Below are 14,206 nucleotides of genomic sequence, written 5' to 3' on the forward strand. Positions count from 1 at the left end.
CCACTCACTAAGCAGCCGTATAGGCCGCCAGGCATATATTCTTAAATAGAATATAAAACATGATTGTAATTCCACATTGATAGATTTAATCTTGCCAATATTGCGCTGCTAAGCGCCTACCGCTCGATAGGAGTTTGTCCATGTCAATGCCAGCCATTTTCAGCCGCAGCCTGATTGCCATCGCGCTAGGCGTCACCGTCAGTGGTGCTGCAGCAGCGCAAGAGCGTGAACTGCTTAACTCATCGTTCGATGTGGCTCGAGAACTGTTTGCAGCCATCAACCCAGAGTTTCAAGCGAAGTGGCAAGAAGAGCACGGCGAAGAAATTGAGATTAGCCAGTCGCACGGCGGCTCTTCTGCCCAGGCTCGTGCCATCCTGCAAGGTTTACGTGCCGATGTAGTCACGTTTAACCAAGTAACCGATGTGCAGGTGCTCGCGGATGCCGGGCTCGTCGCAGAAAATTGGCAGCAGGCCTTCGAAAACAATGCGTCGCCCTATTATTCCACGACGGCTTTCTTGGTTCGCAAAGGCAATCCCAAAGGGATTGAAAGCTGGGACGATTTGGTAAAAGAAGACGTATCAATGGTCTTTCCGAACCCCAAAACGTCCGGCAATGGTCGTTACACTTATTTAGCAGCATGGGGTTTTGCCGATAACGAGTTCGACGGCGATGAAGAACAGATTGAAGATTTCATGCGCACGTTCTTGGCTAATGTCGACGTATTCGACACCGGCGGTCGTGGCGCAACTACTAGCTTTATCGAACGCAACATTGGCGATGTGCTAATTAGCTTCGAGTCCGAGGTCAACAATATTCGGCGTGAATATGGTAGCGACGATTACGAAGTGATCGTACCGCCGATCAGTGTTTTAGCTGAATTTCCGGTCGCCGTGGTAGAAGAAAACGCCGAGCGTAATGGTAACAGCGACTTAGCACAAAGCTACTTGGACTACTTGTACACGGAAGAGGCGCAGCGCCTGCTAGCGGGCTTCAATTACCGCGTGCATAACGAGACTGTGGTAGAAGAATTCGCTGATCAATTCCCGGAAATTGAGTTATTAAAAGTAGAAGACGTGTTTGGTAGCTGGGAGGACGTTATGAATACTCACTTTGGTAGTGGTGGCATTCTTGAACAGCTACAGCGTCGCTAAAAACTCTCTATGAATAAGCCTCAACTATGAGTCAACTCGCATCTTGGCGAACCGGCAGCACACGCGTACTGCCGGGCTTTGGTCTGTCTATGGGTATCAGCGTGCTGTTCATATCGCTGGTGCTGCTGCTACCGATTACCGGCCTGTTCGGCCAGTTAGCAAAGCTTAGCCTTGCCGAGTACTGGGCCATCATTACGGAAGGTCGCGTGGTGGCAAGCTACATGGTCACCATTGGCGCAGCTGCAGTGGCGGCGCTGATTAACGCCGTGTTTGGGCTGTTATTGGCATGGGTGCTGGTACGCTATGAGTTTCCCGGCAAGCGCTTACTAGACGCGCTGATGGATCTGCCCTTTGCGCTACCGACTGCTGTTGCCGGCATTACGCTGGCCACGCTTTACGCCAGCAGCGGCTGGATGGGCCGATTACTTGAACCACTGGGCTTTCAAGTCGCCTACACCTGGGTAGGCATTGCGCTCGCCATGGCGTTTACCAGTATTCCGTTTGTTGTCCGTACCGTACAGCCTGTGCTGGAAGATTTGCCCATTGAAGTCGATGAAGCCGCTATGTCGCTGGGCGCAACCGATGCGGTCGCCTTTCGTCGCGTCATCATGCCCCACCTTTGGCCTGCGCTAGTGACCGGCACGGGGCTTGCCTTTGTACGCTCGCTAGGCGAGTTCGGTGCCATTATTTTTATCGCTGGCAATATGCCTTACGAAACAGAAATCACCGCGCTGATGATCTTCGTCAAACTGCAAGAATATGATTATGCAGGCGCATCAGCGATTGCGTCGGTGGTGCTATTTGTATCGCTGGCCCTGCTGCTGGCTATTAATATTTGGCAGGGCCGTTTTGTGCGCCGCCTGCACGGAGGTAAAGGGTAATGCGTCGAATTGGGGATTCACCATTTATCCGGCGCCTATTAGTGGGCGCGGCCCTACTGCTATCAGCACTTTTTTTGCTATTGCCATTGATTGCCATTTTTGCCCAGGCGTTTTCGCAAGGTGTGATGGTGTTCTGGGCGAATGTCGGCAACACCTTTACCCTGCATGCGATTGGCCTCACTCTGATGATTGCGCTGTTAACCATTCCAGTCTGCTTAGTGTTTGGGGTTGCGCTGGCCTGGCTGGTCACTCGGTTCAGTTTTCCTGGGCGGCGCATTCTGCAAACGTTAATCGACATTCCCTTTGCAGTATCGCCAGTGGTCGCCGGGCTTATTTATCTGCTGCTTTATGGCCGCAACGGCTGGATCGGTAGCTGGCTCGATACTCACGACATTCAATTGATGTTCGCGTGGCCCGGTATTTTGATGGTGACCATTTTTGTCACCTGCCCTTTCGTTGCCCGGGAGCTTATTCCACTCATGCAGGCGCAGGGCTCTCGTGAAGAAGAAGCGGCCGTCACGCTTGGCGCTTCAGGTTGGACCACCTTTCTCCGCGTCACGCTGCCCAATATTCGCTGGGCGCTGCTTTACGGCGTCATTCTTACCAACGCCCGTGCAGTCGGCGAATTTGGGGCCGTCTCCGTGGTCTCAGGCGCTATTCGCGGCAAAACGAATACCCTGCCACTGCATCTTGAGCAGCTCTATCAGGATTACAACGCCGTGGGAGCATTTGCCTGCGCAGCGTTACTCGCATTCATTGCCCTACTCACGCTCGCGGCCAAAGCTGGGCTGGAATGGCGCGCATCGCGCCGGGAGGCATTTGCATGAGCATCCGTTTACATAATATTGCCAAGCATTTTGGCAGCACCCAGGCCTTAGAGCCTATCAATTTAGATATTCATGAAGGCGAACTGGTCGGCCTGCTGGGACCATCAGGGTCAGGAAAAACCACCTTGCTGCGCATTATTGCAGGCTTGGAAAATGCCGATCACGCTGTACAGCCGGGTAAAATTCTGTTTGGCGAACGCGACGTAACCAATGTGCATGTGCGCGATAGGCGCATCGGCTTTGTGTTTCAGCACTATGCGCTGTTTCGTCATATGAGTGTGTATGACAACGTTGCGTTTGGGCTTACCGTTCTGCCTCGCAAACGCCGCCCTAGCAGCGGCGAGATTCGCGCCCGGGCGTTTAGATTGCTGGAAATGGTCAAATTGGAGCATCTAGCAAACCGCTACCCTGCCCAGCTTTCAGGTGGCCAGCAACAACGCGTTTCGCTGGCTCGCGCCCTGGCGGTCGAGCCTGAAGTACTACTGCTAGATGAGCCGTTTGGCGCTCTTGACGCCAAGGTGCGCCAAGAGCTTCGTCGCTGGCTGCGCCATTTGCACGATGAACTCAACTTCACCAGCGTATTTGTGACCCACGATCAGGAAGAAGCGTTGGAGTTGTCTGACCGCGTCGTGGTCATGAGCAACGGCCGTATCGAGCAGATTGATACGCCTGATGAGCTTTATCGCGCCCCTAAAAATCGCTTTGTGTTTGAGTTCCTAGGCGAGGTCAATCACCTAGAAGGTAGCGTCAGCAATGGCGTATTAACCTGCGGCGACGCCTATTGGCACGTTGACCTGCCGGATGGACATGAGGAACTACTGCTACGGCCCCACGAAGTGCGCCTAACCGAGCAGCCCACATCAGAAAGCCACCTGCCGGTCACCATCACCGCGATTTCGCCCGTCGGAGCTGAAGTGCGCGTAGAGTTGGAGGCAGATTGGCTAGCCCAGCCATGGCTGGCCACCGTGCGCCATACTGACTTTGAACACTTGGCGCTTCGCCGCGGGCAGCGCCTATTCGCCCACCCGCGCCACTGGCGACGCTTCCCTAAGGCGGCGTTGAATACAGCGGCACAAACACACCTCGCTTGAGCATACCGCCAACGTTCAGGGCGCGTTATACTGGTATTTTAGCCACCGTGGAGGAAGACCATGCTTCGGCGTCAATTTATACGCATGTCAGGTGTACTGCTTGCCAGTGCATGGCTAGCCGGCTGTGCTAGCCCGCAATATTTGCAGCTCAGCCCTGAGCGCAACGCTGATGTGCCGCAAACCGGCTCAGGCCAACAGGTCACGGTGATTGCTCAAGATGGACGCGATAGCGACATTATCGGCAACCGTGCAGGCGGCAATATGTCGACGGCGCAGATTACGGTTAGCAGCCACGAGCTGATTCCACGTTTGCAGGAAGAGGCCGAGCGCGCCGTGCGAGACATGGGCTTTAGCCCGACCACCGAGCCGGCCAACGGGCGCCCGAGCCTAACGCTAGAACTGGCCAACCTGAACTACGCTCGAGGCGAGAGCGGCCAGCCGTTAGTCGATGAAGCGCGCCTGGAAGGCGTATTCCGCGCTATCGCAAAAAACAAAGGCACCACCTACACCGGTACCTATACATCACGCCGCACCCAGGGGTACGCGCTTAAGCCTGACGCCGACAGCAATGCGCGTATGCTGAGCGATCTACTCAGTGATGGAATGAATCGTGCCTTTAGCGACCCTGAGCTAGGTCGACTGCTGGCTCGCTAATCTGCTTATCTTGCCTAGTGTTATTGATACGGGCCACGCCGCTATAGGCGTGGCCCACGTCGTTCCAGCGCCCATATACTTTCCGTTCGGCCACGCTCATCCGGGCTACCTTCCTCCAAAAACGTTAGCGTGAAGTTAGCTTTGAACAGGTTTGCAATCTCGCGGGCCGGCACACTGTAGGGTGGCCCAGCCCCCTCTTCGCTGTGTGACAAACTAATCAACAGGCCTTTGGCACCTGGCGGCACCAATTGAGCAAGATGAAACGCATAGCGCTGACGCGTCGCTGGCGGCAGCGCAATCAGCGACGCGCGATCATAAAACGCGCCAATCTCAGCGGCCTGTTGAATGTGCAGATGAAAGAAGTCGCCACACCATAGTTCGACGTTGCCTTGCCGGGAAACGGTAAAACCAGCCTGGCTATAGCGTGATACCGCCGTACTGCGCTGTAGCAAAAACTGCTCAATCGCCTCAGGCGCAAACTCAATACCCAGAACTGGATGGCCTATATCGGCCAACCAACGCATATCGACACTCTTACCACACAGCGGCACCAGCACTTTAGTGTCGACATCAACATTCAGCGAGGCCCAATGACGCAGCAACGCCGGATGCGCTTGCTGCAGATGAAAACCAATACGCCCTTCCTGCCAGCGCTTGCGCCATTGCTCGCTCATTATCTAACCGCCTTGCCGCTTGTGATCACTCAAACGCTCATTCGTAGCGAATTAGAACCAACGGTCACGCTTTTTACGCCGACGCGGCAAGTGTGGAACAATCAGCCCCACCAGCAAGCCCGCGCCCGCGACACCGCCTCCATACATAAAGTAACGCATCAGAAGGTCTTCTTCCTGCGTTTCTAAGCGCGCCTGAAGCCCCCTCACCTGCTGGCGGGACGTTTCTGATTGGCTATCGAGCTCTTGGTTGCTGACTTCAAGCTCCGCGATCCGACGCTCGCGCACGTCTAGCGTTTCAGTCATTGAAGAAACCCGCTGCTCCCAGGCGTCGTTAATTCCATCAAGTTCAGCGGTTAATTCTTCTACCTGCGCTTCTAACGCGGGCAGCTGTTCGACCGCACTAGGGGTTTGCTGAAGCTCATCGCTCAAAACCCAAACCGCATTGCCATCACCGTTGCGAACCCGCGTGTAATTGCCGCTGGTCTCCAGCACATTGACCTGTTCACCGGCATTAAGCGTACCAATAATGCGGTAGCCATCGGTCGGACCGCTACGCACGTAGGTGCTAAGCTCATCGGTTACCCATGCCTGATTATCAGACTGGGCAGTAGCATTAATACTCGCCACACTGAGCAAAACACCGGCCGCAGCGGCGTAATAATGAGTACGAATTTTATTTACGTGCATGACATCATGTCCTGGTTAAAACGCTGCGAGGCGGACGAAGCCAACAGCGCTTATCGCTTAACTTAGCGGTGCGCTTCTTATACGTTTACCCTTCTCCGCGCGGTGGCAACGGAAAGGGACGGGGAAACTCTGCTATCCGCGCATCGGTTTTGACTGCTTTTAAAGGGCCTTCACGTTCTACTTCATCGATGCGAACAATAGCATTCAACGGCAGATAACTTCGCTTAACGCTCTCGAAAGTTCGCTGTAGCTTCTCAGTCGTAGGATCAACCACTACGCGGCTAGCATCATCAAAGACAAACTCCTCGACTTCAATAAAGCCCCAGAGTTCGCTTTGAAAGATTTCTCTGACGTATAAATCCCATATTTCACCCTGCTGGTGAACCACTACACGGTAGATCGGCTTGGCCGCCATCTTGGCCTATTCCTCTTGCCACTTATACATGAAGTTGAACCGCCTAGCTTACCATAGACACCCCTTTACGCCTTTAGCTATCCCAGCGTTAATGATTTAAATCGCCCGTTGCGTTTGCACTACGGACAACCCTCTCATTAGCCGAGCCTAGCTGCCGTCGTGTATGGTGATGTAAATAGTCTGGCAATTCTGTTCGTTCACCAAGTAGGAGTCATCAACATGCAAAAGGATCCAAATAAGGGCTATATCGCCCTGTTAGGCTGGAGCCTCAATGCGATTGAAGCGGCCGACAACTTTGACCGTCGCTACATTGTCGTTGCACCTGATTGGGCTGAAGAGTATTGCCAACAACACAATATTCCCTACATGCCCTGGAACTTTGAACGCCTCAATGATCGCTCCATAGAGATCGCCCAGACGCTCAAAGAAAAAGGCGTTGATGTCGCCATTCCTCTCTACGAAGAAACCGTTGAGTGGGCGGGCGCTATCAACTCTGTGCTGCTTGATAATCCGCGCATTTACGGCCAGTCGCTACTGCTACGCGACAAGGCACTCATGAAGCGCCGCGCACAGCTAGGCGGTATCCGCGTAGGTATCTTTGAAGAAGCCCACGACAAGGAAGACGTTGTGCGCTTTCTCAAGCGGGTTAACCAAACGCTGCTTAAGCTTGATGGTGACCCCAACGACCCGATCCACCTCAAGGCCTTTGATAAAGCAGGCTGCCTAGGCCACCGCGTTATTCGTACGCCGGATGAAGTAGATACCATCCCCGACGAAGAGTTCCCGGTGCTGATGGAATCACACCTGGACGGCTGGGAATTTGCCGTCGAAGCGTGGATTCACGATGGTAAAATCGCCTTCCTGAACATCTCTGAATACGTGACGTTGGGTTACTCAGTGTTTGTGCCCGCGTCTCCAGAGCTTGAAAAATACCGCGAACAAATTACTCAACAAATCGAAAAACTTATCAAAGCCTTTGACATTGAGTTTGGCTTGATTCATCCGGAATACTTTGTCACTAGCGATGGTGAAATGTACTTTGGCGAGGTTGCCTACCGCCCGCCGGGCTTCAAAGTATTTGAACTGCTTGAGCGGGTTTACGGCTTCAATGCCTATCAAGCCTCTATGCTGGTATTTGACCCGAAAAGCAGCAAAGAAGAAGTAGCAAACTTCTTCCCGAAAGAAGTAGTCGATGCCAATGGCTTTGCCGGTTGCTTTGGCGTTTACCCACGTCGCCGAGTGGTCAGCCGACTGGAAATCCCGGAAGAAACGGAAGATCACCCGTACTTTGAGTCTCATGAGTTAACCTCACCGGTAGAAGAAACCGTGACCAAGCGCACCGCGTTTGGTACCCACTGGGGTCTGATCTACTTTAAAGGCGAGGATGCACATACGATTCGCGATCTACTAAAACGCCAAGAAGATCTCGACTTCTATGTATAATCCCCGCTAATGCTGGGATAAGGAGTCACCGTGAAGACAGATCAACTCGCGTCTTCTCAGGAAGATAGTAAGCTCAGTGCACTATTGAGCAAATTTGATGATGCTGTGCGCCTGCTTTCGCAGGCGCCCGCGTTCTCAAAGCCCGCTAAGCTGCCGCGCGTACTCGACACTGCGCGGCGCGTGCTATTACAGAATGGCGGCTGTGATGGGCTAGAATCTCGCGCGAAAGCGTATGAGGATGCTGGCGTATTCTTAGGCTCAGATTGGGAAACACCTCAATATTTAGTGCCTACGCTGACAACCTTCGCGCTAAAAAGCGCGGATGCCAATGTCCTCGTGATTGAGGCATTAAGCGAACTAAGGCTCCTCGCTGTGGCCAAGGGCGATGTCGAACATTCGCTCATTTCCAAAGAGAATGCCCACCATTATCTGACGCAAGTCATGGCCATCAATCTATGGCTGCTTTTTTTGGCGCCGAGCGAAGCGGAGCGCGAAACCCAAGGCCGGCTGGCCACTATTCCCCGCCAGCTTTTCCAGCATTTAGCCGACAGAATTGGCTACGAACACATCATTGATCAACTGATTGAAGAGATTTGGCGCATTTTGAAGCAGCGTCCGATCCAAGTTGATTCGATCAAACAGATGATTACCCAGATTGCACTGTGCCAGGCTAATCCCGCGATTGATCTTGGCATTAGCGGCCAAGGCGCTGATCGACTGGTCAGTTCTCTCTATGGCACCACCCAAACCTGTCGCGAAGATCCCGGTGTCGACGTTTATCGCGAACGACTTGAACACATGGATCAAGCCGCTTTACAGGCTGAATCCACCGGCTTTGCCCGAGCGATGCATGATACCGGGCTAGTATCGCCTTACCATACCGTGCTGCTCAGGCATTTGCTGGAAGAAGGCGACCACTTGCTTTCTGAAGCGCTGGGCCTTTCATCTACCGGCCGCGACTGCCTGCTGTGCTATCGCGAACTGGTCCAGGCGCTGATTCGTGGCGGCGTTTATCCTACTACAGCACAGGCGGTCTATGGGCTTGCGCTAATGTTGGAGCGAGGCATTCTTTACCAGCCGCCGGTCGCGCCAGCAATGTGGCGCCAGCTGAACTTGCCGCTATCTGAGTGGGCGCAGTCTCGGCTTAATCTCGCTTACGGCGACAGCGTTTCTCCTCGAGCGCGCCTCATTGAGGGCGTGCTGTGCATGCTGGGATTGCCGCTGGGGGTTGGCCAGGGTAACAACCCCACCTGCCAATCTGCCCGCGCACTTTCGATGTGGGCCTATAACGACCCCGACTATTTGCTACAGATGGTGGCGTGGGCAGCACGCGATGACGAAATCATTATGCATTTTGAGGGGCAGGCCATCTCATCAATGGAAAGCCTGTCTGGCGTTGCTACTGAGCTGCCGATGGACCTCGATCCAGTGTCGCTGATTGTGGTGCCCCACCTGGATCGTATTTATGCAGAAATGGGTCGTCGCTGCATTGGCCGAGAAGGCGACCCCCACCGTTGGGTAAACCCTGAGTTCCACGGCTGGTGGTCGGGGCGTGGTTTTCGAATTAATGTCGATGTAGCGACGGGTCAGCTAATCGATGTGGATGATTTCGTGCGCCATTTCTACGCCTGCTATCATCCTTATTACAATGGCGATCAGCCGCTGATTCATCCACAGCCTGCGGGTATTGCCATTACCGATAGCGCAGCACGCTTCATCGGCTGGCATGCGATTACTATATTGCGTGCGTCTCTCGATCCTTCAGACGTCATGCGGGTTTATTTCTATAATCCCAACAATGACAGTGGGCAGGACTGGGGTAACGGCGTTCTCGTCAGTACGTCTGGCAACGGTGAGCGCTTTGGCGAAGCATCGCTACCTTTTGAGCGCTTCGTCTCGCGGCTGTATATTTATCACTATGACCCTCTAGAGCGTGGTGAAATAGTCTCAGTGACGAGCGAGGAGCTTGAAAGCGTTAAACACTACCTGCACCGTAGCTGGGGCGCTGCGCGCTTGCCGCCTACCGAACTCCAGGCAGATGCTGGACCAAATGTACCTTTAGCCCCCAATGCACCCTAGGCATGGGATAACCGAGCCGCTTAACGACACCCCATATACTCATGATACGACTTGATCAACTGTTGGTCAGCCTAGGGCTGGCCAACTCACGTACGCGCGCCCAACGACTGATTCGCCATGGCCGGGTCAGCCTAGCTAACAGTGGCAGAGTACTCACTAAAGTGTCTGAAAAATGGCCCGACACTACTCGCTTTATCGTTGAAGATGACCCCGAGGAGCGCTATGTATCCCGCGCAGGCTTGAAACTGGAAGGAGTGCTTACAGCGCTTGGCCTTCGCTTTGACGGCTGCGTTGTTTTGGATATTGGCCAGTCGACCGGTGGCTTTACTGACTGTGCGCTACGGTTCGGCGCTCGCCATGTCATTGGCGTGGAGGTCGGCCATGGCCAGCTTGCAGAAAAGCTGCGCACTGACACACGCGTTACTTGCCTGGAAGGCCTCAACGCACGGCACATGAGCAGCGCAACGGCGCTCACTCATGCTCTTGCGGAGCAGCCAATACACGTTGCCATAATGGACGTTTCGTTTATATCCCAAACGCTAATTTTGCCCGAGATTGCCGCGCTATTACCGCCTGACGGGCAGTTAATCTCACTGGTTAAACCGCAGTTTGAGTTAAGCCCCGGCGCGTTGGACAAACGCGGCGTAGTGCGCGATGCAACACTCTTTGCCGATGTAGAGGCTAGCATTCGAGGCGCCTGTCACGACTGCGGGCTCACCATACGCCACTGGCAGGAGAGCCCTATCACCGGCAGCGACGGAAATCGCGAGTTTCTTTTACATGCAGCGACAAAAGCTTAGGTTGGATCAGGGCGCAGCACGTCTGAGGACGGCCGCGCTGCAGACTGTACCTTAACCGCATCGCTCCGGTCTCGGTGTAGCCACACATCCATCTGCTCAAACGCTATGCGAACATTTTCTTCACGGAACAGCTCATCTACCCGACAGTTGACTTCATCGGCGGCAAACAGGCGGTCGACCAAGTCATTAACAAAAATACGCAGCTCAAAATTAAGGCTGTGCTGTCCGTAGTTTAAACAAAACACCTGAGGCTCAGGGTCGGTTAACACTCGGTGGTTTTCATCAGCAGCCTGGCGCAACAGCTGGTGCACCTTGGGCATATCCGAGCCATGAGCCACGCCATAGGTGAGCACCACGCGCGTCACGTTATCCGACAACGACCAGTTAATCAGCTGGTCGGTTACAAATGTCTTATTAGGAATAATGATCTCTTTGCGATCAAAATCGGTAACCGTGGTCGCACGGATACGAATACGGCTGACAGTACCATGTAGATTACCTAGCGTGATGGTGTCGCCTATCCGTATTGGGCGCTCAAACAAAATGATAAGCCCAGAAATAAAGTTGGCGAAAATCTCCTGCAGGCCAAAGCCCAACCCCACACTCAATGCTGCCACGAGCCACTGCAGTTTGTCCCAAGACACGCCTAGCGTGGCTAGCCCCATCACCACGCCAGTGCCCACGATGGTATAAGAGAGCAGCGAGCTAATCGCATAGGCGCTACCCTGCTTCAACGACAGCCTGGATAGCACCATCACTTCCAGCAGGCCGGGTAGATTTCGCGCCATAATAAAGGTAATCGCGACGACCAGCAGCGCAGCAAAGACGTCCGAAATGGATAGCACGCTGTCGACTAAATCGCCCTCTTGAGATTCCCAAAGTGATACATGGTCTAAATAGCCAAGCACTGACAATAAGTCAGCCCACACTAAATAGAGCAGTGCACTGAAGCCAATTAGCACAATCAACTTGGAAAGCCGTAATGACTGGCTATTAATTTGCTCCATATCGAGCGGCGGCTCTTCGACTACTTCAAGCCCGCCTTCCGCACCCTCCTGCACCTGAGCGCGACGGCGAGCCAGCGCACGGCGATAAGCGAGGCGCCGAGCAGCAACGGCCAAGCTTCTCACCAGCGTCGCTTCCACCACCACCCATAATCCCAACAGATAAAGCGTAATAGCAAACCTGCCCACTAAGCGCAGCGCGGTATATTCGTACCCCCACACCACCAGCCCAAGCAACATCAGCGGCACCGCTGCCATCGCAAGCCCCAGCAATAAACGAAATAGCCGCACGCCAAATACAGGGATATGTGCCAGTATTAACTGCGCTAGCCACCAGCTCATGGCTAACAAGCCACACGACAAGAGTGCAAAGGCAACGGGGCGCAGCGCTAACGGCGTTTCCATTTCATCCGACATCGTCGCAATCGCAATGACCGGCACCAGAGCAACGCCTAATCCTCCCAGAAGTTGACGCAACCGCGCGGTATATTGCGGCGACCAGGTAAAGTGGCGCTCAGCGACGCCATCCGCCACCAGCAGCCTGCGTACCCATGCCACCACGCTCCAGCTTAAGGCCAGTTGAAGTAATCCAGGCGCAACGCTAGTGGCTAACGGCCCAGCCGCTTCAAGCAGCCCGATACCAATGCCGGCTAGCGCGAGCGGACCTGGAAGTGCCAGCAATGCATTAAACAGCACTGCTTTGGGAGTATGCAGCTGAGTGTCGCTTTTCAGCCGACCAATTTGCGAATGTATATCGGCCAGCCGCGTTTTGATCTTGCGTCGTAACCCCATTAGCACGAGGCCAAGTAAGAAAACTGGCGCTCCCTTTAATACTTTCCAAGAAAGGCCCTGCCAGTGGGTAGGCAAAATAGCGCGCCACTCACCTTCACTCCACTCTACCAACAAATTGTGCGGCAATTGCCGCAACCAGTTAAAGTCCAGTGGGCGGCTATTGGCAACCCAGAAAAGCTGCTCATCAATCGTTTCACGAAGTTCGCTGGTGGTAATAAACAGCTGCTGCTGATTAAGCTGAAGCTCAATCGCCGCGCTTAGCAGACTTCCATAGGATTGCTCTAACTGCTCAACCAGCTCACGACGCGACTGATACAACCGAGAAAGTGAGTCTACCAACCCCGGAGTTGCCTCTATGCCCGCCTCTTCTAAGCGCGTCTCGGCAAACTGTGCGCTCTGACGAAGCTGGTCTCGCTGACGCACCAAATCAAACTGCTTTAAACGCAGGTCCGCTATTTCATCCTGCAAGCCTCGCCGCACTGATAGCGGCGGCAGCGACTGGCGCTGTTCGCGCAGAATGCGCGACAGCAGTTGGCTGCCGCGTATCGCATCAATCTGCTCATTGAGGCTGCGTTGCAGCTGTCGCACATGCTCAAGCTGGCGCTGGGCCTCTATGTTTTCGCGCACAATGCTGTTAGCACGATCCGTTGCACGCAATAGCTCTTGGCTTAAGGTTTGATTGGTTTTCTGTACTTGCAGCACCACCGGATGCCCGGCAGCAATTAACGGGTCGTCGCGCGCGGCGTCAGCGATGGCCTGTTCAGAAGCCAGGCGACGCTGCTGATCTATCACACCTTGAAGCATGCCCAACTGCTGTTCTTGGTAATCGATCTGCAGCATCAGTACATCGCGACGCTGTTGAGCTAACTCACGTAGCCGACTATTAGCACTTAACTCACGCTGGTTAAAGCTCACTTCACGATCGGCCAGCATTCGCTCAATACGTAGCTGAATCAGCGCCGCATCATTCAATGCAGAAAGCTGTCGATCTGCTAACAAAGCCTCGCGCTCATCGTGCTGTCGGCGTAAACTCTCCGCGCGTTGAAGCATTTCAGCAATATTTTTCTGAGCGCGCTCCGGGAGCGTCTGGGCAGCGAGTAGCTGTGAGTTCACTTCGGCTAACTGGCTTTGCAGTTGCTGAAGTTCGACCACTGCCTGCGTTTGCATTGTTTCTAGCTCGTTTAGCGGCCGATCGCTTAAATTAGCCACTGAAAGCTGCTGCGAGGCTTCTTGAGCATCGCTTAAATCACGCTGTAAGCTTGCCAGCAGCTCTGGAGCCTGTTCAACACGTGAATCTAAGGCATTTAATCGCTCATCGACAGACGCCAGCCTCTCGTACGCATCTAATGCCGCCTCTAAGGCTTTTTTATCGCTGGCCTGCTGGTTCGTTAACGCTCCTTCATTTGATTCTAATTGAGCGAGCCTTGAGGCCAGTTCAGCTTGCTCGGGCACGCCATCCAGCGCATCGGTCTGAAGCGAGGCATAAGCTTGACAAATAGCAGTGCTGCTGATGGCCAGCACAAACAAACACGTTACTAACCATTTACCGGCGTATCTAACCACGTTACTCATGCCTCGTTGACATCGAAAGCTCCGTATACACGGATTATGAACCTATTGTCAGGCGTTCTGATAGCCAGCGCAATCAGAGGTATTGACTTCACGATGTAGCGTGATAGAAACAATCTTGGCATTTGCCTTTTTCAAT

Annotated in this window: 12 protein-coding genes; 8 read left to right on the plus strand and 4 right to left on the minus strand. The window is 53.8% G+C overall.

Features of this window, described 5'->3' with window-relative positions; all coding sequences use genetic code 11:
• Positions 1–140 precede the first annotated feature (140 nt).
• Genes cysP through ACTH5D_RS03545 form a run of 5 tightly spaced genes read left to right on the plus strand, consistent with a single transcriptional unit; the run spans position 141 to position 4,604 of the window.
• Complete coding sequence (gene cysP / locus ACTH5D_RS03525) at positions 141–1,151, plus strand: thiosulfate ABC transporter substrate-binding protein CysP (protein ID WP_441668441.1); 1,011 nt, start codon at positions 141–143, stop codon at positions 1,149–1,151.
• Between the two features lie 26 nt (positions 1,152–1,177).
• Entirely contained in the window at positions 1,178–2,032 is an 855-nt protein-coding gene (gene cysT / locus ACTH5D_RS03530) for a sulfate ABC transporter permease subunit CysT (protein WP_441668443.1), read from the plus strand.
• Complete coding sequence (cysW, locus tag ACTH5D_RS03535; RefSeq protein ID WP_441668445.1) at positions 2,032–2,859, plus strand: sulfate ABC transporter permease subunit CysW; 828 nt, start codon at positions 2,032–2,034, stop codon at positions 2,857–2,859. Before cysT ends, cysW begins: the two co-directional genes overlap by 1 nt.
• Positions 2,856–3,950 carry a sulfate/molybdate ABC transporter ATP-binding protein gene (locus ACTH5D_RS03540; protein WP_441668447.1) on the plus strand — a complete coding sequence of 365 codons (1,095 nt, stop codon included), beginning with the start codon at positions 2,856–2,858 and terminating at the stop codon, positions 3,948–3,950. The genes cysW and ACTH5D_RS03540 overlap by 4 nt, the downstream gene beginning before the upstream one ends.
• Positions 3,951–4,010: 60 nt before the next feature.
• Entirely contained in the window at positions 4,011–4,604 is a 594-nt protein-coding gene (locus ACTH5D_RS03545) for a YajG family lipoprotein (RefSeq protein ID WP_096279100.1), read from the plus strand.
• A 41-nt stretch (positions 4,605–4,645) separates the two neighbouring features.
• Here ACTH5D_RS03545 and ACTH5D_RS03550 read toward each other — a convergent pair whose 3' ends face one another.
• The 3 genes from ACTH5D_RS03550 to ACTH5D_RS03560 form a co-directional block, all read right to left on the minus strand.
• Positions 4,646–5,278, minus strand: coding sequence for a thiopurine S-methyltransferase (locus ACTH5D_RS03550; protein ID WP_441668449.1), 633 nt, complete (start codon positions 5,276–5,278; stop codon positions 4,646–4,648).
• 51 nt (positions 5,279–5,329) lie between these two features.
• The gene (locus ACTH5D_RS03555) at positions 5,330–5,965 is read right to left on the minus strand and encodes a TIGR04211 family SH3 domain-containing protein (protein ID WP_441668451.1); all 636 of its coding nucleotides are present in this window, start codon (positions 5,963–5,965) and stop codon (positions 5,330–5,332) included.
• Positions 5,966–6,050: 85 nt separating this feature from the next.
• Entirely contained in the window at positions 6,051–6,380 is a 330-nt protein-coding gene (locus ACTH5D_RS03560; RefSeq protein ID WP_441668453.1) for a DUF1820 family protein, read from the minus strand.
• Between the two features lie 219 nt (positions 6,381–6,599).
• Between ACTH5D_RS03560 and ACTH5D_RS03565 the strand changes: the two genes are divergently transcribed.
• The 3 genes from ACTH5D_RS03565 to ACTH5D_RS03575 are packed head-to-tail and all read left to right on the plus strand — an operon-like array spanning position 6,600 to position 10,702.
• The gene (locus ACTH5D_RS03565) at positions 6,600–7,823 is read left to right on the plus strand and encodes an ATP-grasp domain-containing protein (protein ID WP_441668455.1); all 1,224 of its coding nucleotides are present in this window, start codon (positions 6,600–6,602) and stop codon (positions 7,821–7,823) included.
• A 30-nt stretch (positions 7,824–7,853) separates the two neighbouring features.
• Positions 7,854–9,902: a hypothetical protein gene (locus ACTH5D_RS03570; RefSeq protein WP_441668457.1), complete on the plus strand. Its 2,049-nt coding sequence runs from the start codon at positions 7,854–7,856 to the stop codon at positions 9,900–9,902.
• Between the two features lie 41 nt (positions 9,903–9,943).
• Positions 9,944–10,702 carry a TlyA family RNA methyltransferase gene (locus ACTH5D_RS03575; protein ID WP_441668459.1) on the plus strand — a complete coding sequence of 253 codons (759 nt, stop codon included), beginning with the start codon at positions 9,944–9,946 and terminating at the stop codon, positions 10,700–10,702.
• Here ACTH5D_RS03575 and mscK read toward each other — a convergent pair.
• Positions 10,699–14,070, minus strand: a complete 3,372-nt coding sequence (gene mscK, locus ACTH5D_RS03580; protein WP_441668461.1) for a mechanosensitive channel MscK — start codon at positions 14,068–14,070, stop codon at positions 10,699–10,701. The two genes, ACTH5D_RS03575 and mscK, sit on opposite strands and share 4 nt — an antisense overlap.
• Between the last annotated feature and the right edge of the window lie 136 nt (positions 14,071–14,206).

This window comes from Halomonas sp., from assembly GCF_052095695.1.
In the GTDB taxonomy this organism is placed as follows: Bacteria; Pseudomonadota; Gammaproteobacteria; order Pseudomonadales; family Halomonadaceae; genus Vreelandella.

Excerpts from the sequence above, each read along its gene's own strand:
- ACTH5D_RS03555 (WP_441668451.1), bottom strand. The coding sequence starts at position 5,965 with ATGCACGTAAATAAAATTCGTACTCATTATTACGCCGCTGCGGCCGGT.
- ACTH5D_RS03540 (WP_441668447.1), top strand. The coding sequence starts at position 2,856 with ATGAGCATCCGTTTACATAATATTGCCAAGCATTTTGGCAGCACCCAG.
- cysT (WP_441668443.1), top strand. The coding sequence starts at position 1,178 with ATGAGTCAACTCGCATCTTGGCGAACCGGCAGCACACGCGTACTGCCG.
- ACTH5D_RS03560 (WP_441668453.1), bottom strand. The coding sequence starts at position 6,380 with ATGGCGGCCAAGCCGATCTACCGTGTAGTGGTTCACCAGCAGGGTGAA.
- cysP (WP_441668441.1), top strand. The coding sequence starts at position 141 with ATGTCAATGCCAGCCATTTTCAGCCGCAGCCTGATTGCCATCGCGCTA.
- cysW (WP_441668445.1), top strand. The coding sequence starts at position 2,032 with ATGCGTCGAATTGGGGATTCACCATTTATCCGGCGCCTATTAGTGGGC.
- ACTH5D_RS03550 (WP_441668449.1), bottom strand. The coding sequence starts at position 5,278 with ATGAGCGAGCAATGGCGCAAGCGCTGGCAGGAAGGGCGTATTGGTTTT.
- mscK (WP_441668461.1), bottom strand. The coding sequence starts at position 14,070 with ATGAGTAACGTGGTTAGATACGCCGGTAAATGGTTAGTAACGTGTTTG.
- ACTH5D_RS03545 (WP_096279100.1), top strand. The coding sequence starts at position 4,011 with ATGCTTCGGCGTCAATTTATACGCATGTCAGGTGTACTGCTTGCCAGT.
- ACTH5D_RS03575 (WP_441668459.1), top strand. The coding sequence starts at position 9,944 with ATGATACGACTTGATCAACTGTTGGTCAGCCTAGGGCTGGCCAACTCA.
- ACTH5D_RS03565 (WP_441668455.1), top strand. The coding sequence starts at position 6,600 with ATGCAAAAGGATCCAAATAAGGGCTATATCGCCCTGTTAGGCTGGAGC.